This is a genomic window from Alphaproteobacteria bacterium US3C007 (genome assembly GCA_034423775.1).
GTDB lineage: Bacteria > Pseudomonadota > Alphaproteobacteria > Rhodobacterales > Rhodobacteraceae > Thalassovivens > Thalassovivens spotae.
Map to the genome: position 1 here is coordinate 3,165,899 of CP139918.1, position 21,462 is coordinate 3,187,360.

General features: G+C 49.5%; 20 protein-coding genes. 11 read left to right on the forward strand and 9 right to left on the reverse strand.

Features of this window, described 5'->3' with window-relative positions:
* Window positions 1–47 precede the first annotated feature (47 nt).
* Window positions 48–1,412: a cysteine--tRNA ligase gene (gene cysS, locus UM181_15160; protein WQC64775.1), complete on the reverse strand. Its 1,365-nt coding sequence runs from the start codon at window positions 1,410–1,412 to the stop codon at window positions 48–50.
* A 218-nt stretch (window positions 1,413–1,630) separates the two neighbouring features.
* Here cysS and UM181_15165 point away from each other — a divergent pair, with 218 nt between their 5' ends.
* Together UM181_15165 and UM181_15170 are read left to right on the forward strand one after the other, a co-directional pair.
* The gene (locus tag UM181_15165) at window positions 1,631–2,809 is read left to right on the forward strand and encodes a pyridoxal phosphate-dependent aminotransferase (protein WQC62637.1); all 1,179 of its coding nucleotides are present in this window, start codon (window positions 1,631–1,633) and stop codon (window positions 2,807–2,809) included.
* A 96-nt stretch (window positions 2,810–2,905) separates the two neighbouring features.
* Window positions 2,906–3,187 (forward strand): hypothetical protein, encoded by a 282-nt coding sequence (locus UM181_15170; GenBank protein WQC62638.1) that lies wholly within the window; start codon window positions 2,906–2,908, stop codon window positions 3,185–3,187.
* A gap of 61 nt (window positions 3,188–3,248) precedes the next feature.
* On the opposite strand, the gene ndk is transcribed toward UM181_15170, so the two are convergent.
* A complete protein-coding gene (gene ndk, locus UM181_15175; GenBank protein ID WQC62639.1) occupies window positions 3,249–3,671 on the reverse strand; it encodes a nucleoside-diphosphate kinase in 423 nt (140 codons plus the stop codon).
* Window positions 3,672–3,876: 205 nt separating this feature from the next.
* Between ndk and UM181_15180 the strand changes: the two genes are divergently transcribed.
* From UM181_15180 to UM181_15190, 3 genes are all read left to right on the forward strand, one after another.
* Window positions 3,877–5,730: an ABC-F family ATP-binding cassette domain-containing protein gene (locus UM181_15180; GenBank protein ID WQC62640.1), complete on the forward strand. Its 1,854-nt coding sequence runs from the start codon at window positions 3,877–3,879 to the stop codon at window positions 5,728–5,730.
* A gap of 125 nt (window positions 5,731–5,855) precedes the next feature.
* Window positions 5,856–6,494, forward strand: a complete 639-nt coding sequence (locus UM181_15185; protein ID WQC64776.1) for a MarC family protein — start codon at window positions 5,856–5,858, stop codon at window positions 6,492–6,494.
* Between the two features lie 4 nt (window positions 6,495–6,498).
* A complete protein-coding gene (locus tag UM181_15190; GenBank protein ID WQC62641.1) occupies window positions 6,499–7,077 on the forward strand; it encodes a TIGR02281 family clan AA aspartic protease in 579 nt (192 codons plus the stop codon).
* Here the strand turns inward: UM181_15190 and UM181_15195 are convergent.
* A complete protein-coding gene (locus tag UM181_15195; protein ID WQC62642.1) occupies window positions 7,074–7,526 on the reverse strand; it encodes a DNA polymerase III subunit chi in 453 nt (150 codons plus the stop codon). The genes UM181_15190 and UM181_15195 overlap by 4 nt on opposite strands.
* A gap of 3 nt (window positions 7,527–7,529) precedes the next feature.
* Window positions 7,530–9,002, reverse strand: a complete 1,473-nt coding sequence (locus UM181_15200) for a leucyl aminopeptidase (GenBank protein WQC62643.1) — start codon at window positions 9,000–9,002, stop codon at window positions 7,530–7,532.
* Between the two features lie 124 nt (window positions 9,003–9,126).
* Between UM181_15200 and lptF the strand changes: the two genes are divergently transcribed.
* The 6 genes from lptF to rsmA are packed head-to-tail and all read left to right on the forward strand — an operon-like array spanning window position 9,127 to window position 16,502.
* Window positions 9,127–10,257, forward strand: coding sequence for an LPS export ABC transporter permease LptF (gene lptF, locus UM181_15205; GenBank protein WQC62644.1), 1,131 nt, complete (start codon window positions 9,127–9,129; stop codon window positions 10,255–10,257).
* Window positions 10,254–11,351 (forward strand): LPS export ABC transporter permease LptG, encoded by a 1,098-nt coding sequence (gene lptG / locus UM181_15210; protein WQC62645.1) that lies wholly within the window; start codon window positions 10,254–10,256, stop codon window positions 11,349–11,351. Before lptF ends, lptG begins: the two co-directional genes overlap by 4 nt.
* Window positions 11,348–13,468, forward strand: a complete 2,121-nt coding sequence (gene lptD, locus UM181_15215) for an LPS assembly protein LptD (GenBank protein WQC62646.1) — start codon at window positions 11,348–11,350, stop codon at window positions 13,466–13,468. The genes lptG and lptD overlap by 4 nt, the downstream gene beginning before the upstream one ends.
* 3 nt (window positions 13,469–13,471) lie before the next feature.
* A complete protein-coding gene (locus tag UM181_15220) occupies window positions 13,472–14,671 on the forward strand; it encodes a peptidylprolyl isomerase (protein ID WQC62647.1) in 1,200 nt (399 codons plus the stop codon).
* On the forward strand, window positions 14,668–15,636 hold the full coding sequence (pdxA, locus tag UM181_15225) for a 4-hydroxythreonine-4-phosphate dehydrogenase PdxA (GenBank protein WQC62648.1): 969 nt from the start codon (window positions 14,668–14,670) through the stop codon (window positions 15,634–15,636). The genes UM181_15220 and pdxA overlap by 4 nt, the downstream gene beginning before the upstream one ends.
* Window positions 15,633–16,502: a 16S rRNA (adenine(1518)-N(6)/adenine(1519)-N(6))-dimethyltransferase RsmA gene (rsmA, locus tag UM181_15230; GenBank protein WQC62649.1), complete on the forward strand. Its 870-nt coding sequence runs from the start codon at window positions 15,633–15,635 to the stop codon at window positions 16,500–16,502. The genes pdxA and rsmA overlap by 4 nt, the downstream gene beginning before the upstream one ends.
* A 23-nt stretch (window positions 16,503–16,525) precedes the next feature.
* Here the strand turns inward: rsmA and UM181_15235 are convergent, their stop codons facing one another.
* From UM181_15235 to UM181_15255, 5 genes are all read right to left on the reverse strand, one after another.
* The gene (locus tag UM181_15235; protein WQC62650.1) at window positions 16,526–17,095 is read right to left on the reverse strand and encodes a DUF4167 domain-containing protein; all 570 of its coding nucleotides are present in this window, start codon (window positions 17,093–17,095) and stop codon (window positions 16,526–16,528) included.
* Window positions 17,096–17,298: 203 nt separating this feature from the next.
* On the reverse strand, window positions 17,299–18,138 hold the full coding sequence (prmC, locus tag UM181_15240) for a peptide chain release factor N(5)-glutamine methyltransferase (GenBank protein WQC62651.1): 840 nt from the start codon (window positions 18,136–18,138) through the stop codon (window positions 17,299–17,301).
* The gene (gene prfA, locus UM181_15245) at window positions 18,135–19,190 is read right to left on the reverse strand and encodes a peptide chain release factor 1 (protein WQC62652.1); all 1,056 of its coding nucleotides are present in this window, start codon (window positions 19,188–19,190) and stop codon (window positions 18,135–18,137) included. The genes prmC and prfA overlap by 4 nt, the downstream gene beginning before the upstream one ends.
* Before the next feature lie 74 nt (window positions 19,191–19,264).
* Entirely contained in the window at window positions 19,265–20,224 is a 960-nt protein-coding gene (gene speB, locus UM181_15250) for an agmatinase (GenBank protein ID WQC62653.1), read from the reverse strand.
* A 40-nt stretch (window positions 20,225–20,264) separates the two neighbouring features.
* Complete coding sequence (locus tag UM181_15255; GenBank protein ID WQC62654.1) at window positions 20,265–21,428, reverse strand: M20 aminoacylase family protein; 1,164 nt, start codon at window positions 21,426–21,428, stop codon at window positions 20,265–20,267.
* Window positions 21,429–21,462 lie beyond the last annotated feature (34 nt).

Consider the following 21,462-nt stretch of genomic DNA (forward strand, 5'->3'; position numbering starts at 1 on the left):
TACGCTTTGCGTCTAGGCTACAGCCAAGTGACGCGGATAGGAAGCCATTACAAAAGCGTATCTAGGCGCTTTGGGTCAAACCCCGGCCCCGCTAAGAGTTCGATACCCGTTTTGCTCATCTGCACTTCGACCCCCGCGTTTTGTAGGGCTAATTTCAACCGATCAAGTTCTGCAAAGTCTTTATCCTGTATTGCTTGGGCACGCGTTGCCTCAAGCAAGGTTTCAAATTGTGACAGATCAACGGCTTGCGCCCAAGCGCCCATTGATGGCTCAAGAAGGCCCAACATTTGAGCCCCTGCTTTCAACCCAGACAAATCTTCCTGCGCCAGCAAGCTGTGCAAGCCCGCAATCGCGCCGGCCGTGTTAAGATCATCACAAAGCGGATCCAACACGCAGGCGGGCACAGTCTTTGCCGCCGCAACGCCCGCGGTGAGTTTGCGCCATTTACGCAGCGTTTTCTCGGCGTCTTGCGCGCGCTCTTTGGTCCAGTCCATGGGCTTGCCGTAATGCGTTGAGAGAAACACAAAGCGGATCACCTCTCCGGCAAATCCCTGCTCAATCAAATCCCGCACCGTAAAGAAATTGCCCAGGGATTTTGACATTTTCTTACCGTCAACCTGCAGCATTTCATTGTGCAGCCAAACCTGCGCGAACTGGCTTTTTGGATGCGCGCAGCAGCTTTGTGCAATTTCATTCTCATGGTGGGGAAAGGTTAAATCATTGCCGCCGCCATGGATATCAAAGCTTTCACCCAAGAGATCAAGCGACATGGCCGAACATTCAATATGCCATCCCGGCCGACCAAATCCCCAAGGGCTTTGCCATCCGGGCTGATCCCCGCTCGAGGGTTTCCAAAGCACGAAATCCATCGGGTTGCGCTTATAGGGCGCCACTTCGACGCGCGCTCCTGCAAGCATATCATCAATCGTGCGCCCCGAAAGCCGCCCATAATCTGCATAACTGTCAACGGCAAATAAAACGTGACCATCGGCGGCATAGGCGTGTTCTGCGTTGATCAGATTTTCGATCATTTGGATCATTTGTGGCACATAAGCCGTGGCGCGCGGCATATGCGTCGGATCTAGATTCCCCAAATCGGCCATATCTTGCAGGTACCAAGCCGTGGTTTCTTGCGTGATCTGCGCGATCGAGCGTCCTGTTTCTGAGGCTTTGGCATTAATTTTATCATCAATATCCGTAAAGTTGCGCACATAGGTAACATGCGCCTCCCCATATAATCTGCGCAAAACCCGGAATAATACATCAAACATGATCACATTGCGTGCATTCCCCAAATGCGCCCGATCATAGACTGTTGGCCCACAGAGATAGATCCGTATATTTTTGGGATCCAAAGGCACAAAAAGCTGTTTGGCACGAGCAAGGGTGTTATGCAGTGAAAGCGTTGTCATGAATTTACGGCCAATTAGTTCTTTATCGAGGCGGCTTAGCAATTTCATGCGGTCTTGGAAACATAAGAAATGTTCTAAAATTGGCGGTGGTTGACATTTCTGCACGAATAACGTGATGATTTGCGCCCATGGATTGTTCGTAATTTGAGGTTTATCTGCAGGCTGCGGCCTAAATAGCCCAAAAAATTAAACTTCATAAAAAGATAAGGAATTGGCCTGTGCTGCCATCACAACGTATTCGCAATATCGTGCCCGAAGGCCTGTCAGATGGATGGGGGGTTTTTATGAAAGCCCGCGAAATGATTGCCCAAGGCCAGTCTGTGATTGAGCTGACGATCGGCGAACATGATATAAAAACCGCGCCAGATATTTTACAAGCCATGCAGCGCTCGGCAAACGATGGGCATACTGGATATGCACCGGTGCCCGGAACGCAAGGATTGCGCGAGATCGTAGCGGCCCACCATCAAACGCAAGCTCAAGTGCCAACAAGCGCCGAAAATGTTCTGATCACCCCCGGCGCTCAGGCCGCTTTATTCGCAGCGCATCTGGCGGCCTGCGACCCACATGACAAAGCGCTTTATATAGATCCTTATTACACCACCTATCCAGGGATGCTGCGCGCGCCCAGCCTTAATCCCGTTGCAATTGCCGCCAAGGCGAGTGACGGATTTCAACCAAACGGGGCCAGTTTAAACGCGGCAGCTCAAGGCGCTGCATCCTTGCTTATCAACTCTCCAAACAATCCAACGGGCGTTGTGTACGGCCAAGAAACGCTTGAGATAATCGCGGATACCTGTCGGGAACATGATTTATGGCTGATTTCTGATGAAGTCTATGCGTCCCAAGTTTGGTCTGGGCGCCATATCACGCCAAGGTCACTACCCGGCATGAAAGAGCGCAGCTTGATCGTGGGCTCAATGTCAAAAAGCCATGCAATGACGGGCAGCAGGATTGGTTGGGTGATCGGCCCAGAAGATATTATTGCCAAGCTCAACGATCTGGCCACGGTCAGCAATTACGGCGTGGTCGGCTTTATTCAAGACGCCGCTGAATATGCATTACATTTGGGGTCCAGCGCATTTATCTCTGTTTCAGCGCCATTTGAGCGCCGCCGAAAACTCGCGCTTGAGATCTTGAAAGAGTTTCCGCAAATAAACGTCATTCCGCCGCAAGGAGCCATGTATCTTATGCTGGATATTCGCAGTACAGGCCTTAACGGCGAAGCTTTTGCAAACGCGCTTCTTGAACAGCGCAAAATTGCCGTTATGCCCGGAGAAAGCTTTGGCGCAGCCGCTGCAGGGCATATCCGCGTTGCCATGACCGATGAAGATGCACTGTTCAGCAAAGCGCTTGAAAGCCTCTGCGACTTTGCAACCAACCTCGCATCAAAATGAATGATGCTGTTTATTCTTTCAGAAACTTGAGGCAAAATGGAAGCGGCTGTGCACGCTATTGGCATTTATAACTAACTATTCACGCCTTAGGCGAAGATGAGCGGTATCACCGGCTTTTCAATAACGGATGTCTCCCGTATTTCATGGGTTCTTTCACTTTGGCCATTTGCTTTGGCCATGGGGTTGCGAAACCGCCCCAAGAACGTTTGCCCTGCAGCAGAAAAACAAACCCTTGCACGCAATTTGCTTTCCTCAAAAACATCACTTACTTTTATTAAATCATATAAAATATTGTTTTTGAACGTAATTTTTAAAAACGTATCTACGCAAAACCAAAAGATTCGTAAAAAAAAAGGGTTGAAGACTCAACCCTTTTGATAGGGTAAACGCATATTGCTCACAAAAGCGCAGCCTCTACCCCAATATGCCTTAAAGTGGTTTAGCCAACCAGCTCGATACCGGAAAAGAAATATGCGATTTCTTCTGCAGCTGTTTCCGGTGCGTCAGAACCATGAACTGAGTTTTCCCCCACAGATTCTGCAAATTCTGCGCGGATCGTGCCGGCAGCTGCATCGGCTGGGTTGGTTGCGCCCATCACTTCGCGATTTTTTGCAATTGCGCCCTCGCCTTCCAGCACCTGTACAATGACGGGCTCGGAGGACATGAACTCACAAAGCTCATCATAAAACGGGCGCTCTGCATGCACGCCATAAAACACACCAGCTTGGGCTTTTGTCATATGAATGCGTTTTTGCGCAACAACACGCAAACCTGCCTCTTCAAATTTTGCATTGATTTTGCCGGTTAAGTTCCGACGGGTTGCATCGGGTTTGATGATGCTGAAAGTACGCTCGAGAGCCATGTTAGATTATCCTTTTTACCAAAGCGGCAGACCCCTTGCCCACCGCCATGAAAACGCTAGCGCCCTAACATGACGTCGAGCTTTTGAAAAGCCGCTTTTGGAAAAACATCACAACAAAGACGGCTGGTTTAAAAAAGCTTTCGATTTGCTTTTATCTTGCGATTTGCAACTGGTGTCTCATAAAGCTGCCTGCTAAGCCACGCGCATGTTGAAAATTAACGATATCAGCTATTCCGTGGAAGGCCGGCTTTTGCTCGAAAACGCAACGGCAATTATTCCGGCAGGGCATAAAGTGGGCGTTGTGGGGCGAAATGGCACGGGTAAAACCACGTTGTTTCGTTTGATCCGTGGCGAATTGGGATTAGAGGGGGGCAGCATCACCTTGCCCCGCCAAGCCAAAATTGGCGGCGTCGCTCAAGAAGTACCCGGAAATGAGGTTTCTCTGATCGATACGGTTTTAGCCGCAGATCTTGAACGGGCCAATTTGCTGAAAGAATCTGAGCGGGCCACCGATGCGGCCCGGATCAGCGATATCCAAACCCGTCTGGCGGATATCGATGCATGGTCGGCTGAGGCACGTGCAAGCAGTATTTTGCGTGGGCTGGGCTTTGGTTCCGAAAAACAGCAGATGCCGTGCAGCGCTTTTTCAGGGGGCTGGCGGATGCGCGTGGCCTTGGCGGCGGTTTTGTTTTCACAACCCGACGTGCTGCTTTTGGATGAACCAACAAACTATCTGGATTTGGAAGGCGCGCTTTGGCTTGAAAACTACCTCCTAAAATACCCCCATACAGTTTTAATCGTAAGCCATGATCGCGGCCTATTAAACCGATCAGTCAGCACGATTTTACATTTAGAGGACAAAAAACTGCAACTTTATGGCGGCGGATATGACACTTTCGCAAAGACCCGAGCCGCGCGCTTGGCCGCCGCAGAATCCGAAGCCAAAAAACAAGAAACCCGCCGTGCGCATTTGCAATCCTATGTGGATCGGTTTCGCTATAAGGCCGATAAAGCCCGCCAGGCACAATCACGCCTCAAAGCCATCGCTCGGTTAGAGCCAATCACGCGCCCGCAAGAAGCGGCGTTGCGCCGCTTTAGTTTTCCCACGCCCGAAGAGCTATCGCCGCCAATCCTAAGGATTGAAAACGGTATCGCCGGATATGGCGAAACCACCGTTTTATCCCGATTGGATTTGCGTATTGATCAAGATGATCGCATTGCGCTTTTGGGCCAAAACGGTCAGGGAAAATCAACGCTGGCCAAATTGATTTCGGGGCGCTTGAAGCCTTTGGCGGGACAGCTGGTTCAATCCTCAAAATTACGCATCGGCTATTTCGCCCAACATCAAGTCGATGAACTTTATGTTGATGAGACACCGATTGATCACGTGCGACGCCTGCGGCCCTCTAAAACACCAGCGCAGCTGCGCGCAATATTGGGTGGCTTTGGGATTGGCGCAGAACAAGCAGAAACGCTTGTTGGCCGATTATCCGGCGGGCAAAAGGCGCGACTGTCTTTATTGTTAGCGACGATTGACGCCCCACATCTTTTGATCCTTGATGAACCGACCAACCACTTGGATATCGAAAGCCGGGAAGCTTTGGTTGAGGCCCTGACCGCCTATTCTGGAGCCGTGATTTTAGTAAGCCATGATATGCATCTTTTGGAATTGGTGGCAGACCGGTTATGGCTTGTGAATAACGGCCGCGTAACGCCCTATGAAGAAGATCTGGAAAGCTATCGCAAACAATTGCTCAGCGCGGATAAGCCATCTAAGAAAACCCCAAGCAAGGCCGAGCGTCCTAAACCGGCAAGCCGCGAAAAAATACTTTCGCTGCGCAGCGATGTTCGCAAATCCGAGGCGCGGCTGGAAAAGTTAAATGAAATGCGCGATAAATTGGCAATAAAACTTGCCGATTCTGCGCTTTATGACGATACTCGAATTGGCGAATTGGCAACTTGGAACAAAAAATACGCCGAAGTCATGGAGGCGCTTGAACGCGCCGAAGCGCTTTGGTTGGCGGCCCAAGAAAAACTGGAATTAGCCGAAAACCATTAGGTTTACAGGCTGGCCGATTTTACGCCAATCGCCCTTTGCAAGAAGCAATTGCGGCATCTACAGCGCTTAAAGAGAGCCATCGCAAAGCCGGTTTGAACGATGCATGTTTAAAAGGATATAAAATTTTGTTTGATTTCAGCACCACGCTTTTTATTACATCTTTCGTAACACTCTTCGTCATCATTGATCCGATCGGATTAACCCCGGTGTTTGTAAGCTTGACCAATGGCGAAACCATTGCGGCGCGGCGAGCCATTGCGTTGCGAGCAACAGTGATCGGGGCGGTCATTCTGTTGATTTTCTGCCTATTTGGTGAGTCGGTGTTAACCTTTCTGGGCATTTCGTTACCGGCGTTTCGGATTTCAGGCGGTGTGCTGTTGTTTCTTACGGCGCTTGATATGTTGTTCACGGGGCGACGCAAGCGCCGCGCAGCGCAAAGCGATGCTGAACCGGCAGAAAATGATCCTTCGGTATTCCCCCTTGCCATTCCACTAATCGCGGGGCCAGGCGCAATTACCACGATGATTTTACTTTCATCAACGCATCCCGATATTGCCGGAACGATCACGCTTAGCTTGGTAATGCTGGCCGTCATCATCTTGGTGTTTCTATGCTTTTTAACCGCGCCTATGATTGAAAAAGCCTTGGGCGACACCGGAACCGAAGTTGTCACCAGATTGCTTGGAATGCTGCTTGCCGCCTTGGCCGTTCAGTTTATCTTGGAAGGGTTATCGCCTGTGTTGAGTGAAATTTTTCAAAAGTAGCGCCGTGCCAAATATCGATTATGCCCATCTCACATATTTAACGTTGCTTACGGCCGTTTTGATCGGGTCGGTCCTGATGTCTCGCACAGGCCTTTGGAAAACGCTCCGTCAATTGGCAACATGGCTTTTGATAATAGCCGGGGTGGCTTTTGCGGCCGCGCTTTGGAGCGATATCCGCAAAAACAGCGCACCTGCAAAAAAACTGTTGCTGCAAGACGGCGCGATTCTTATTCCGAAACAGGCGGATGGCCATTTTCATGTGACTTTAAACGTCAATGGCATAGAGATCCCTTTTTTAATCGATACCGGGGCCACAACCGTTATTCTCAGTCAAAAAGATGCACAAAAACTGGGGTTTGATCCTAACAAATTGGCGTTTTGGGACAGCGCGAATACCGCCAATGGAGAAGTTAAATTGGCCCCGGTGCGCTTGGCCACGGTTGCGCTGGAAAGGCATGTGGATCGTAACATCGCCGCTTATGTCAATGCCGGAAAGCTACCAGTGTCATTATTGGGCATGAGCTATCTGAGCAAATTTTCACGCCTGGAAATCACCCAAGAGCACATTTCAATCTGGCGTTAAGCTTCTGCCTTTTTAGTCCATTTTCCGGATTCTTCCGACCAATATTGCGCGGAACAACCAGATTGTGTCAGAGTTTTCCAAAGATCTCGCGCCGCTTGAGTGGCATCCGGGTTATGACCATCAAATAAGACACAGACGCGCTCGCAAGCCTGCACCTCTGCCGCGCTCACCAAGGCGCCATCTACGATCATTTTACAGCGGACATTATCAACGGGTTCGGTGCTGAGCACGACTGGGCTTTCGCTTGCCTCCGCTTCGCCTTCCAACGCATGTGGCAAAAACCCATCGGTTTGCTGCACCCAAAGCCTTTCATCTAACCATGCCATTCTGGCAGCATCAGTGCCCCGCACCTCTGTGCGCCAACCCGCCGCAACGGCCTTTTGCAGCAAAACCGGCAGCGTCGTTTCAAGAGGATGCTGCGTGAGATGATAAAAATATACAGCCCCCATAGTTTATCCTGTTTCAAGCATCTCTTGCACCAAACGATTCAGCGTCATGACACCCCAACCGGTCGCTCCAGCGCCAGAATGCGCGGTGTCCGACTTAACCTTCGCCACTCCGGCAATATCAATATGCGCCCAAGGTAAATCGTCTTTTACAAAGCGCTGCAAAAACTGCGCAGCGGTGATCGAGCCAGCGGCCCGCCCGCCAATATTTTTCATGTCGGCTATGGGCGATTTTAACAATTTATCATAGGCTGGCGACAGCGGCATCCTCCAAGCGCCTTCTTGTTCGCGCCCTGCGGCCCCCAGTAAGGTTGAGCAAAACTGATCATCGTTGGAAAAAACACCGGCATTTTCATGGCCCAACCCGACGATGATCGCCCCTGTCAGAGTGGCAAGATCAATCATCGCGCAGGGCTTGAAACGATCCTGCGCATACCACATCACGTCACACAGCACCAAACGGCCTTCGGCATCCGTGTTCAACACTTCAATCGTGTCACCCTTGAGGGAGGTCACAACATCACCAGGCCGCATTGCCTCGCCCGAAGGCATGTTTTCCACCAAACCAACCAAGCCAACCACATTGGCCTTCGCCTTGCGCTTTGCCAGGGCCAACATCGTACCCGCAACCACGCCTGCACCGCCCATATCCATGGTCATTTCTTCCATGCCAGCAGCCGGTTTCATAGATATGCCGCCGGTGTCAAACACGACACCTTTGCCAACCAAGGCCAACGGCGCTGCGGCGTCTTCGGCCCCCTGCCACTCCAAAATCACCAATTTCGATGGGCTTTTTGACCCCTGCCCAACGCTTAAAAGGGCACCCATCCCAAGCTCTTTCAGGTGATCTTCATCCAAAATCTCAACTTTCAAGCCATGCTCTGCTAATGACAGCAAATGATCGGCGAATGTTTCGGTTGTTAAAATATTCGCGGGCATGGAGACAAGATCACGCGTCAGACATACCCCGTCGGCAATCGAAAGTGAGGTTTCAAAATCGGAGCGCAAATTGCTCAACTTATCATGCATAACGCGATAATCTGGGCCTTTATCCTGCGCTGCAGACTTATAATTTTGGAATTTATAACTCCTTAGGGCCAACCCTAAGCAAAATTGCTCAGAATGGCGTAAAGCCCCGAGTAAAATCACAGCTGATTTCCCCGATAAACGTTTTGCCAATGCGACGCCGGCTTTGCGCACAATCTCTGGTTTCTCGCCACGTTCTAAAACAACAAGCTGGATCGCTGTTGCCTTTAAACCGCTTGGATACGAGAGCGTAATCACATCCGCAGCCTTGCAGCCTTGAAAGCTTTGATGTTCAACGGCGCGCTTGATGGCGCCCTTTGACATCGCGTTGACACGCCGCCCCATAGTCGAAAGGCCTCCCTCACGCGTTACCGTTACGACCAAATGGTCGGTGTAATCTGCGATTTCATCCCAGGCAGTACTTTCAAAACTAAAATTTCCATAAGGCGGCATGAAGATCTCCTCAGAATTTACAAGATAAAATCGTTTTCCAGGCCTATCTGCATAGTTAACAGTTTTCCCCGTGATCACTTTGAGGTAAACCATGTTTGATCGTAGAACGCCACTGGGGATTTAAGTGTCACGCTTTGACCGTTATTTGTTTTTCCAATTTTTGGTCGTATTCGGATTTTTCTCATTGGTGTTGGTCCTGGTTTATTGGGTTAATACGGCGGTCATTCTGTTTGACCGTTTGATATCCGGCGGTCATTCCGCGCAGGTTTTTTTAGAGTTTTCGCTGTTAGCAATCCCAAAAGTGATTGCCATGATACTGCCTATGTCCGCCTTTGCGTCGATGGTTTTTGTAGCCAATCGGCTCAGCAGTGAAAGCGAATTAACCGTTGTGCAGGCAACTGGTTTTAGCCCGTGGCGTTTGATGCGGCCTGTTATGGCATTTGGGCTGATCGTTGCGCTCTTTATGTCAGTTTTAACCCATTTTATCGTTCCGGTTAGCAATGCGCATTTGAAACAACGGGAGCAAGAAATTGCGGGCAGTATTTCGGCGCGGCTGTTGAGAGAGGGTGTTTTCTTACATCCCAGCCCGGGAATAACCTTTTACATCCGGGAAATAACATCGACTGGTGAATTAAAGGATGTCCTGCTTGCAGATCACCGAAGTGAGACCACAAATATTGTTTACAGCGCAGAGACCGCCTATCTGCTGCGCGAGGGTGAGCGCAGCATGTTGATCATGGTCAACGGGCTGGCGCAGAGATACCAGCAGGATACGAATGCACTTTCAACAACTTTATTTTCAGATTTATCCTATGATGTAAGCAATCTTGTCGGAACCAAAAAAGTTTTAAAACGAGGTTTAAGTTCCATTTCGAGCTATGAGATGATTGTTGAACAATCCCTCATTCTGCAAGAAACCAAAACACCTTTGGAGCGCTTACACAAAGAAGTACACAACCGTATTCAAGAGGCGCTTTTATGCATCGTTGCGGCCTTTATCGGTTTCGCGAGCCTTCTTCTGGCAAGCTTTAGCCGGTTTGGATCTGGCCCACAAATTTTACTGGCGATTTTATTGTTGATTTTGATCAAGCTTACCGAAAGCGCATTGGGAGATCTGCTGCGCAGCAATCCGTCTTATTGGCCCCTTATTTATGCCCCGACGTTGGTTGGAGGGATGATGAGTTATGGTTTACTAGCCTTCGCAGCCAAACCGTTTAAACGCAGCGTAGATTTGACTGATCAGGTTCCCTCATGACGCTTCACTATTATTTCTCGAGTAGATTCTTAAAGTCTTTTAGCGCAGTTTTTGCGGTATTCTTTGTATTCATGTTGCTGATCGATCTGGTAAATCAAATGCGCTGGCTTGATGATAGCGTTTCCTTTCGAAATGTTCTTCTTCTGGCCACTCTGAATACCCCCAAATCAATATATCAAATCCTGCCTTTAATCATGATTATTTCTGCCGTTTTGCTTTTCGCAAATTTGAACAAATCGAGCGAGTTTATCATTGCTCGGGGCGCGGGCCAATCCAGCCTCACAACACTCGCTGGACCGATTTTAATAGCAGGCCTGTTGGGGCTCATAATTATTGGGCTATTTAATCCAATCGTGGCATCCACGTCGAAATATTATATAGATTTGAGAGAAGAATTTGACAGCGGAGGTCGATCGGTATTTTCTATCGGTAGAGAAGGTCTATGGCTGCGTCAGGGCGATAGCGCCGGGCAAACTGTTATTCACGCCGAGCGTACTAACTTTGACGGCACGAAGCTTTATGATGTTAGCTTATTAAACTACACTAAAGATGGCGGCTTAAATAAGCGCATAGAGGCAAAAACAGCCTCATTACAAATTGGCAAATGGGAGCTTAAAGAGGCAAAAACCTGGTTGCTGTTGCCGGGTAGCAATCCAGAGGAAACTGCGCAGTTCTCTAAAAAGCTCGAACTTCCATCCACTCTCACACAAGATCAAATTCGCGATCGATTTGGCAAGCCGGGTTCCGTATCTTTATGGAAATTGCCTGAAACTGTTGCCCAATTAAAGGCTGCAGGGTTTTCCGCCCGCAGACATCAGCTTTGGTTCCAATCAGAATTGGCGCGCCCGTTATTTTTAATGGCTCTAACGATGGTAGCCGCCGCCTTTACAATGCGACCTGCTCGCCTTGGTGGCACTGGATTGTCAATTTTAAGCGCCATATTGCTAGGCTTTGGGCTGCATTTCATTCGTAATTTTGTTCAGATATTGGGTGAAAATGGACAATTGCCAATTTTTTTATCGGCCTGGTCGCCGCCCATTGCAGCCCTTGCGCTTGCCTTTGGGTTGATGTTGCAGATGGAGGATGCTGCGTGAAAACCCCGATAGCGCACGTGCTCCTAAAAGCTTTAAGCTTTAGCCTCTTTTTAGCAAGTCAATGTCTTGCCGCAAGCGGGCCAGCAACATTGATCGCTGATCAGCTGTTTATTGACGAAGACCAGCGTTTGGTGGCCAGCGGGTCGGTTTATGTTTCGCACCAAGATAGGATATTGACCGCCAATCAGATTATATACGACAAGGCACTTAATAAATTAGAAATAACAGGGCCGATCCAGTTTCTAGATACTGATGGCAACGAAATAAAAGCCAAAACGGCGAATATAGATGGCGATTTAAAGGCTGGCCTGTTCCAAGCTGCAAGGCTTGTTTTGAAGCAACAGCTTCGCATTAATGCAAAGTCGCTAGAACGCTCGCAGGCGCGCTTCATGCAACTGAACAAGGTCCGGGCAACCTCTTGTTACAGCTGCAACCAAAACCCGCCCCTATGGCAAATACGCGCGAAAACGATGCGCCATGACAACGTGAAACGGCAAGTCTTCTTTGAAAATGCTACGTTGCATGTCTTTGATTTTCCGGTCTTTTACACGCCATATTTACGCCTTCCAGATCCTGGCGTGAAACGCATGCAAGGCTTTCTTGTTCCGCGAAGTCAAACAACAACGCGGCTTGGTTACGGCCTTAAATTGCCTTATTTCATACCTATTGGCGAAAGCCGCGATGTAACCTTAACACCTTATGCGTCACCTGTGACCAAAACAATCGAAGTGGATTATCGTCAAGCCTACGCTGCGGGCGATTTTCAAGCTTCAGGCACGATTTCTAATGATGGGTTAACCCAAGACAAATGGCGCGGATACATGTTTGCAAATGGCAGCGCTGAACTTCCATCGCAGTATACTTTAAAATACAAAGTAGAAACCGTAAGCGATTTCAGTTATTTAGGAGATTACGAATATGTAGAGAAGGACCTTCTCGAATCCAACCTACGGCTGAGTCAAACAACCCGACGTCAGTATAATGACGTGAGCATACGCCATTATACCTCTCTTTATGGAGGCAATCGAACCGCCCCTTCTTTCGTGGCCAGTAACAAATTTGAACATCGGTTTGCAAAACCTTTTATTGGTGGAAATGTTAAGATCGGCTTAGATATCCATGGCAGTCACCGTCAATCTAATATCAACGAGATCGGGCGCGATCTAAGCCGTGTGAATGGCACCTTGCAATGGGGAGATCTTTACAGGTTTTCAAATGGTGCACAAATTGGCCTTAAGGCCCAGGCTTTCACTGATCTATTTGTGATTGCGCAAGACACGAATTATAGCCGGACTCAATCTGCTTTTTCAGGGGCAGGCGCCATATCATTGGCTTGGCCCTTACTGGCCAAAAATAGCTCAAACCGGCGCATAATGATTGAGCCGGTTGTGCAATTTGAATATGCCTCACAAAGAGATTTTTCTTTGCCAAATGAAGAAAGCCTTTATGCAGAATTCGATGAGGCAAATCTGTTTGAACTGTCCCGTTTTCCAGCACCAGACCGCCGGGAGGTTGGTTTGAGGGCGGCAACAGGTCTTAAATTTGCATCGCAAACCCACGATAATGCCAAATTATCTGCCGCTATTGGACAAATCTATCGCGAGAAGAGCGAGCCTGATTTTTCAGAAAGCTCAGGATTGCAATCGCAAACATCAGACCTTTTGATCGGCGCCGAAATTGAAACGCAAGGCGGGTTGTCGGTTTTAGGCCGGACCTTGCTAACTCCAAATGGTCGCTCATCACATGCCGAGGGCTTGGTCAGCCTGCGTTCAAAACGATTTGAGCTTGCCGCAGGATATGTCATGATGCCCAAGGCTTTAGATGATGATACCAATAAAAACCTTTCGGAATGGACCGTGTCTTCCAACTTTAAAGCCAATTCAAACTGGGTGATTGCAAATACGATGCGTTACGATCTAGTGGCGGAAAGAACCGCCACTGCCGGAATCAATTTTTCCTATAATAACGAATGTGCCAGCTTTGATTTCGCGGTGCATCGCCGGTTCACAGATATCGGCTCATCGCCGCCATCAACAAGATTTGAAATGACGATCGGATTAAAAGGGTTTAGCACAGGCGGCAGAAGCCTTTCCGACCGGTCAAATTGTGGAATTTAAGATATGAACAACCTGCTATTAATCATTCTCACGTTTTTTGCTGCTGTAAGTTTTTCGCCGCAAAAAGTATCAGCAAACAATCCGTTTTCGCCAGCAATTGTGGTCGATGGAGAGATTATTACGCATTATCAAATAACCCAAAGGGCGCGGCTGCTTCAGGTCTTGAACGTGCCTGGCAACCCAAAGTCTGTAGCGCGAACGCAACTTATCGAAGATAGTCTCAAGCGGTCGGCTGCCGCCGAGCAGTCTATCGTTATTACAGAGGCGGAACTGCAAGCTGGAATTGAGGAATTTGCGGCACGAGCGAACTTGAATGCTGTTAGATTTGTAAAAGAATTAGCCAAACTGGGTATCGATAGAACCGCATTTGAGCAATTCATCAAAACCTCTCTTTTGTGGCGCTACGTAGTACAAGCCAAGTTTGGCGCGCGCAGCCGCGTTACGGATGAACAACTTCAAAGGGCGGTTCAAAGCGCGGGCGATGGGTCAAACGTGCGCGTTTTATTGTCTGAAATCATTTTGCCGCTTCTGCCGGGGCAAGAGGAGCAAACGCTTGAAACGGCAGAGGCCATAAAAAACCTGACTGGGTTTGACGCCTTTTCGAAAGCAGCAAAACGATATTCTGCCGCCCCCTCGCGTGATATGGGTGGCCGCGTCACATGGCAGGATTTAAACAGCCTACCGGCGGTTTTGAAGCCCTTGATATTTGGCTTGGCACCTGGCGAGGTCACCGAGCCTTTGCGCGTGCCAAACGCTGTGGCCCTGTTTCAACTTCGGGCGATAGAAGAAACGGGATATGCATTCTCATCCTCTGGTACAATTGATTATCTAACCTATGAGTTTGAGCAATCCGACCTCGACACATTGCAGCATCTCAAAACGAAAATTGTGCATTGCGATGACCTTTATGCAGAAGCAGAACGATCACCAACGCACGTGCTTTTGCGCAAAAGCACGCCCGTAAAAAACATCCAAACCGAGTTGGCTGAAATGTTAAGCCTTCTTGACCGACATGAAAAATATTTCTTTTCCAAAGGCGGTAAGAGCATATTGGTGATGTTATGCGCACGAACAGATATGGCCTCTCAAACATCGCAGAATCTCGATGCTATTCGAACTGGCCTGCGCAATAAAAGGTTAGAGAGTTTCGCCGCCGGATATCTAGAGAACCTGCGCCAAGACGCGCGTATAATCAAGAAATGACCCGCACGCCAATCGCTCTGACATGTGGAGACCCAGCCGGCATTGGCCCTGAACTGGCGGTCAAGGCCTGGAATATACTCAGGAATGAGCTGGTGTTCTTTTGGATTGGAGACCCGCGCCACTTGCCGGCTGGGTCCCACTTCGTTGAAATATCCAACCCCAGCGATGCCGCGGCGGCGATGCAAACAGGCTTGCCTGTTTTGCCGCATACGTTTACCGCTTTGGCCAGTTCGGGGGTGCTTGATCCTCGCAATGCACAGGATGTGATCAACGTGATTGACCGCGCTGTGCAGCTTGCAAATGCGCATCAAGTGGCAGGCATTTGCACGGCACCAATACATAAAAAAAATCTGCAAGACGGCGCGGCGTTTCAATATCCGGGCCATACTGAATTTCTGGCCGATTTGGCAAATGTCAAAGATGTTGTGATGATGCTGGTCAGCCCGTCTTTAAGGGTTGTACCCGCAACGATACATATTCCATTATCCGAAGTCAGCCGGCAGCTGACGCCAGCCTTACTAACAAAAACAATTCAAATTACCGCTCAAGGTCTCAAAGAACATTTCAAAATTCAAACGCCACGGATTGCGGTGGCGGGGTTAAACCCACATGCCGGTGAAGGGGGTAAAATGGGCAGAGAAGATCTAGATTTAATAACGCCCATTCTTGAAAGGCTGAATGGTCAGCCGGCGATCCTAACCGGGCCACATTCGGCCGATACGCTTTTTCATGCGGCCGCTCGACAAAATTATGATGCGGCGATTGCAATGTATCATGATCAAGCGCTCATTCCGATTAAAACGTTGGATTTTGATCAAGGCGTGAATTTAACACTGGGTCTTCCCTTCATAAGAACCTCTCCTGATCATGGCACGGCCTTGGATATTGCCGGCCGCGGCATCGCCAATCCAAACTCATGCGTCGCTGCTTTGCGCTTGGCTGAAGAATTGGGGCAGAAGCGATGAGTACAATCGATACTTTACCCCCATTGCGAGAGGTCATCACAGCCCATCAATTGACCGCCCGAAAATCACTCGGACAGAATTTTCTACTCGACCTTAACCTAACCGCAAAAATTGCCCGCCAAGCCGGCGATTTAAGCGCTTGTGACATTTTGGAAATTGGTCCCGGCCCCGGTGGTTTGACCCGCGGCTTATTAAGTGAGGGTGCACGTAAGATATTAGCCATTGAAAAAGACAATCGCTGCCTACCAGCTCTGGAGGAAATTGAAAAAGCGTTTCCAGGCCGGTTGCAAGTGATCAATGAAGATGCGCTTCGCCTTGATCCTGCCCAGTATTTGATGGCTCCGATCAGAATAATCTCCAACCTTCCTTATAATGTAGGAACCGAGCTGCTTATACGCTGGCTTACGCCTCCCAATTGGCCGCCTTTTTGGAAAAGCCTCACCCTAATGTTTCAAAAAGAGGTCGCTCAAAGGATCGTGGCCCAGCCCGGCAGCAAGGCCTATGGGCGGCTTGCCATTCTGGCTCAATGGCGCAGCGAGGTAAAAATTGTGCTCAACTTGCCCCCCGATGCGTTTACGCCGCCCCCCAAAGTTTCCAGCGCAGTTATTCATCTTGAGGCATTGCCAGCGCCGCGCTACGAGGCCAATCAGAAGGTTTTAGAAAGCCTTGTGGCGGCCGCCTTCAATCAACGGCGCAAAATGCTACGCTCTGCCTTAAAGGGGCTAAGCCCTGAAATTGAAGATCATTTAAAAGCAGCTGGGCTTAGCCCAACGGAACGCGCAGAACAAGTTTCGTTAGAAGGGTTTTGCGCTTTGGCGCGACAGTTGGAAGCCGCCTATGGCAGCCACAGCACACCGCAAGCCTAATTCACTCTTTGCCTCAAAAAGTTTCAATCAACTTCTGGCGCTGCATCTACAGTTGGGGCGGGCTTGGGCGCCCGGGGCTTACGCGGAGCGCGGGGTTTGCGCGCTGGCTTTAGCGCTTGCGCCTCACTCGGCTGATCAGGTTGAAAAGGTGGTGCTAAACCCGCATCGTCATCCACGATCGGCATGCTCGAAACGTCTGGTTGTTCCTCTTCATGCGCCGCAGCACTGAAGCCATTGGGCTCGATAGCGGTGTGCGAAGCATCTTCTTGGCGTTCTTGACGTTCGCGATCCCGTTCTGCCTGGCGTTCACGGTTCTCACGCTCTTGCTGTTCGCGGCGTGCGTCTTGCTCGCGCTGTGCTTCGCCCAGGAGGCGTAAATAATGTTCGGCATGCTGTTGGAAGTTTTCTGCCGCAACCCGATCATTGCTTAATTGAGCATCACGCGCCAATTGATTATATTTTTCAATAATTTGCTGCGGTGTTCCACGCACTTTGCCTTCCGGCCCTGAGCTATCGAACACGCGATTTACGACATTACCAACGGAACGGTTGCGATTTTGCTTAGACCGCGAACGGGGTTTAGATGATCTCATAGGTAGCTTTCCAGCCTTCATTCATTCTTAATGTTATGCAGCGTTGATTTTCTATCAGAGACAGTTGCCAAAAGCGATGCGGGCTATGATACGACAGAAACCACATGTTTCTGATCACAATGTGTGTGTTTAACCTTACCGCTACGTTGGTGACAAGGGAATATTCAAAAAATCCACGAATTTTCTTAATTTTGGCTAAAAATTTAAACGGTTTTGGCCTTTATCGCGCAGACAACCCGATCTAGCCCATTTAGATCTTGGATTGTTTCGACCGACTTAAGCCCGTTTGAGGCAAATAATGCACGTACCGCCTCGCCTTGCCGAAATCCAATTTCAACCAATAAGCGCCCACCTGGTTTAAGATAACCGATCGCATCGCTTGCAATGTTTTGATAGGCTTGCAACGCATCACGCCCCGGGCTGAGCGCAATCATTGGATCGTATAGCCGCACATCGGGATCTAGATGAGGGATCTCATCCTCTCCAATATAAGGAGGGTTGGACACGATAAGATCGAATTGCCCGCTTATAGCCTCAAACCAATCGCTTTTTTGCGCTTGAAACCGATCGGAAACCTCAAGCTGCACTGCGTTCCTTTGCGCGATAAGAAGGGCTTTTTCACAAATATCGACGCCAACGGCCAGTGCGTCCGGCCATTCAGATAACAGTGTCAGCGCCAAGATACCGCTGCCCGTTCCAAGGTCCAAAATGCGATCCGCCTTCTGTTGCAGCGCCAAATTAACAAGCACCTCGCTATCCCCTCGTGGATCCAGAACATCGGGGGATATCTCAAACCAACGGTTCCAAAACTGCCGTTTCCCCAAAATCCGCGAGACAGGCTTAAAGTTGCGCCGTTGCTCAATCATGCTTTCAAAATGATCTTGCTGCTGTTTTGATACATAATCTAAGGCTTTCAGCGTGACTTGCGCCGTGCTTATCTCCATTGCGGCTGCCGCCAAAAGGCGCGCATCCCGCCCCGCAGTGTCAATATGTGCTAATTTGAGTTTTTGCTGGCCCAGGGTCAACAGGTCGCGTAATATCATGCGTTGAGCTCGGCCAGCAAATTGGCCTGCGCATCCGCGACAAGCGCATCAATCATTTCATCAAGATCGCCCTGCATCACTTGATCAAGTTTGTATAACGTCAAATTGATCCGGTGGTCCGACATCCGCCCCTGCGGAAAATTATAGGTACGAATACGCTCTGAGCGATCGCCTGATCCCACCTGAGATTTGCGATCTGCCGAACGCTCACCATCCACGCGCTGACGCTCAAGGTCATATAAGCGGGTTTTCAACACCTGCATGGCGATTTCCCGATTGCGATGCTGCGATTTTTCAGAACTGGTAACCACCAGCCCTGTCGGCAGATGCGTGATCCGAACGGCAGAATCGGTGGTGTTGACATGCTGCCCCCCTGCCCCTGAACTGCGCATCGTATCAATGCGAAGATCATTCGAAGAAATTTGAATATCAACATCTTCGGCCTCGGGAAGCACCGCAACGGTGGCAGCCGAGGTGTGAATGCGCCCGCCGCTTTCCGTTTCTGGCACGCGTTGCACCCGGTGCACGCCACTTTCATATTTGAGCCGAGCAAATACAGCTTCGCCCTTCACATGCGCAACAACTTCTTTGATGCCACCCAATTCGGTTTGTTGCTCTTCGATGATTTCAAAATTCCACCCGCGTGTATCGCAATACCGTTGATACATCCGCAACAGATCACCCGCGAATAAAGCGGCTTCTTCGCCCCCCGTTCCGGGCCTGATTTCGATGATAGCAGGGCGAGCATCTGCGGCATCTTTGGGCAACAAAGCCAGCTGTAAGTCACTTTCAAGTTTTGGCAAGCGCGCTTTTAAACGCGGCAATTCTTCTTCTGCCAAGCCTCGCATATCTGGATCTTCCAGCATGTCTGATGCGTCTTGCACCTCTTCAAGCGTCTGAAAATATTCTTCAATACTATCTATAACGGGCTTTAAATCAGAATATTCGCGACCCAGTTTGGCAATTTCATCCCCGGATACGCCATCATTCATTTTGGCTTCCAGATACTGAAAGCGTTGCTGGATCAATTGTAATTTATCGACAGGTACCATGGCTGAGATGTGATATATTCCCTGCCGCAGGTCAAGGGCTGTTCTGCCTCGCAAATCAAAGCTGCAGGGGTTAGTCAAACGCGCGTTGCGGCCCAAATGCAAATCAATTCAAGAGCCACATGTGCCCCGGCAATCGCAGTCGCGCCGCTGGTATCATATTGCGGAGACACCTCCACCACATCGCCCCCCACCATATTGATTCCCGCGATATCGCGTAAAATTGAGGCCGCCTGCCGCGAGGATAGCCCCCCCCAAACCGGCGTGCCAGTTCCCGGGGCAAATGCAGGATCAAGACAATCAATATCAAAACTAAGATAGGTGGGCTTATTTCCTAAAATTGCTTTAATTTTTTGAGCAACCGCTGCCGCGCCCATCTCTTCAACCGCGCGCGCATCGATAATATGAACGCCAAGCGTATCCGCATTATGCGTGCGAATGCCCACTTGAACCGAGGTCTCAGGATCAATTAAGCCAAGCTTCACAGCTTTGTAAAACATAGTACCGTGGTCAATGCGGTCCATTTGATCATCTGGCCAAGTATCAGAATGCGCATCAAATTGTAGCAAGGAAAGCGGACCATATTTTTCAGCGTAAGCCTGCAAAATCGGAAAACTGATGTAATGATCGCCGCCTAAAGCAATACTGGCCACATCCGCTTTCAAGATCGTTTCAATATGCTGCTTTAAACGTTTTGGAAAAGCGGCCACATCGGCATAATCAAATGCTAAATCGCCATAATCTACGATGCTAAACAAGCTCATTGGATCAATGTCCCATCCGTAGGGCGGGTCAAAGGGTTGTAAGCTGCTGGCCTCTCGAATGGCGCGTGGGCCAAACCTCGCGCCGGGGCGATTGGTGACGGCCTGGTCAAAAGGAATTCCGGTAACAGCCAGATCAACCCCGCTTAGATCTTTTGTATACCGCCGCCGTAAAAATGACGTGGCGCCGCCAAACGCGTTCTCAAAACTAAGCCCTTTATCGTCTTGGCGGGTAAACGCTTGATCTATTTGAGTTTTTGAATCGCTTAGCGCCATAATAATGTTCCTTTTCGTGAATCATGAACGGGCGACAAGATTACCCTAAAGGTTGGGCATTTTCCACCAAACGCGCAAAAAACGACGCACCATAAGGTGCCGCATCATCGTTAAAATCATAATTTGGGCTGTGCAAGCCAGCGGCCTCTCCGATCCCAAGAAACAGATAGGCACCCGGGCGCTTTTGAAGCATGTAGCTAAAATCTTCCGCGCCCATTTCCTGCCCTGCATTTTCTAAAACATTCCCATCAGCAGCCACTTGGCGCGCCACATTGGCCGCAAATGCAGCCTTCTCTGGATCGTTGATTGTGGGGGGATAGCCTTCTTCATAGACAAGACGCGCGTCAACGCCATAGCTAGCCGCCTGCCCTGCAACAATCTCGGCCATACGGCTTTTCACCATATGTTGAACTTCAGAGTCAAACGTTCGAACCGTGCCATTTAGAAAAGCGGTTTGCGGTATAATATTTCCAACAGTGCCGCTGTGAATCTGGGTGACCGAAACCACAAGTTGATCAAATGCCCGGGCATTTCTGCTGACAATCATTTGTAAAGCTTGGGCGATGCCCACCGCCGCAATCACTGGGTCTTTGGTATCTTGAGGATACGCACCGTGGCCACCCTGGCCTGAGATGTGAATGTCAAAATTATCAGCCCCTGCCATAATCGGGCCTGGCATCGTATAAAAACTGCCCAAAGGATGCCCAGGCGCATTGTGAATCCCGTAAACCTGGTCAATTTCGAACCGATCCAAGATACCTTCATTCACCATAATTTCGGCGCCGCCATTTTGTTCTTCATCCGGTTGAAAAATCAACGCCACCCGGCCTTTAAAATTACGTGTTTCCGCCAGATATTTTGCTGCTCCCAGCAACATTGTTGTATGCCCATCATGCCCGCAAGCGTGCATTTTTCCCGGCTCTTTTGAGCCCCAGTCAACGCCCGTTTCTTCACTGAGAGGCAACGCGTCCATGTCCGCACGCAAGCCAATTGTTGGACCAGGAGCCTGCCCTTCGATAATCGCAACGATCCCAGTTTTTGCAATGCCTTGATGGATTTCAGAAATTCCAAACGCGCCAAGCTTATCGGCGACAAATGCCGCAGTTTTATGGCATTCAAGCCCCAATTCGGGCATTTGGTGCAAATGCCGCCTCCAGCCTTTCATATCATCGGCAAAGGCGGCAATGCGATTAATCACCGGCATCTTGTTATCTCCTTTGAGGCAGGGTTTAAACAAC

Bases quoted from the DNA above. Each gene is read 5' to 3' on its own strand.
- rsmA (WQC62649.1), top strand. From the start codon at position 15,633: ATGAGTACAATCGATACTTTACCCCCATTGCGAGAGGTCATCACAGCC.
- ndk (WQC62639.1), bottom strand. From the start codon at position 3,671: ATGGCTCTCGAGCGTACTTTCAGCATCATCAAACCCGATGCAACCCGT.
- speB (WQC62653.1), bottom strand. From the start codon at position 20,224: ATGGCGCTAAGCGATTCAAAAACTCAAATAGATCAAGCGTTTACCCGC.
- prmC (WQC62651.1), bottom strand. From the start codon at position 18,138: ATGATATTACGCGACCTGTTGACCCTGGGCCAGCAAAAACTCAAATTA.
- UM181_15255 (WQC62654.1), bottom strand. From the start codon at position 21,428: ATGCCGGTGATTAATCGCATTGCCGCCTTTGCCGATGATATGAAAGGC.
- cysS (WQC64775.1), bottom strand. From the start codon at position 1,412: ATGACAACGCTTTCACTGCATAACACCCTTGCTCGTGCCAAACAGCTT.
- pdxA (WQC62648.1), top strand. From the start codon at position 14,668: ATGACCCGCACGCCAATCGCTCTGACATGTGGAGACCCAGCCGGCATT.
- UM181_15170 (WQC62638.1), top strand. From the start codon at position 2,906: ATGAGCGGTATCACCGGCTTTTCAATAACGGATGTCTCCCGTATTTCA.
- UM181_15195 (WQC62642.1), bottom strand. From the start codon at position 7,526: ATGGGGGCTGTATATTTTTATCATCTCACGCAGCATCCTCTTGAAACG.
- UM181_15235 (WQC62650.1), bottom strand. From the start codon at position 17,095: ATGAGATCATCTAAACCCCGTTCGCGGTCTAAGCAAAATCGCAACCGT.
- lptG (WQC62645.1), top strand. From the start codon at position 10,254: ATGACGCTTCACTATTATTTCTCGAGTAGATTCTTAAAGTCTTTTAGC.
- prfA (WQC62652.1), bottom strand. From the start codon at position 19,190: ATGGTACCTGTCGATAAATTACAATTGATCCAGCAACGCTTTCAGTAT.
- UM181_15180 (WQC62640.1), top strand. From the start codon at position 3,877: ATGTTGAAAATTAACGATATCAGCTATTCCGTGGAAGGCCGGCTTTTG.
- UM181_15200 (WQC62643.1), bottom strand. From the start codon at position 9,002: ATGCCGCCTTATGGAAATTTTAGTTTTGAAAGTACTGCCTGGGATGAA.
- UM181_15220 (WQC62647.1), top strand. From the start codon at position 13,472: ATGAACAACCTGCTATTAATCATTCTCACGTTTTTTGCTGCTGTAAGT.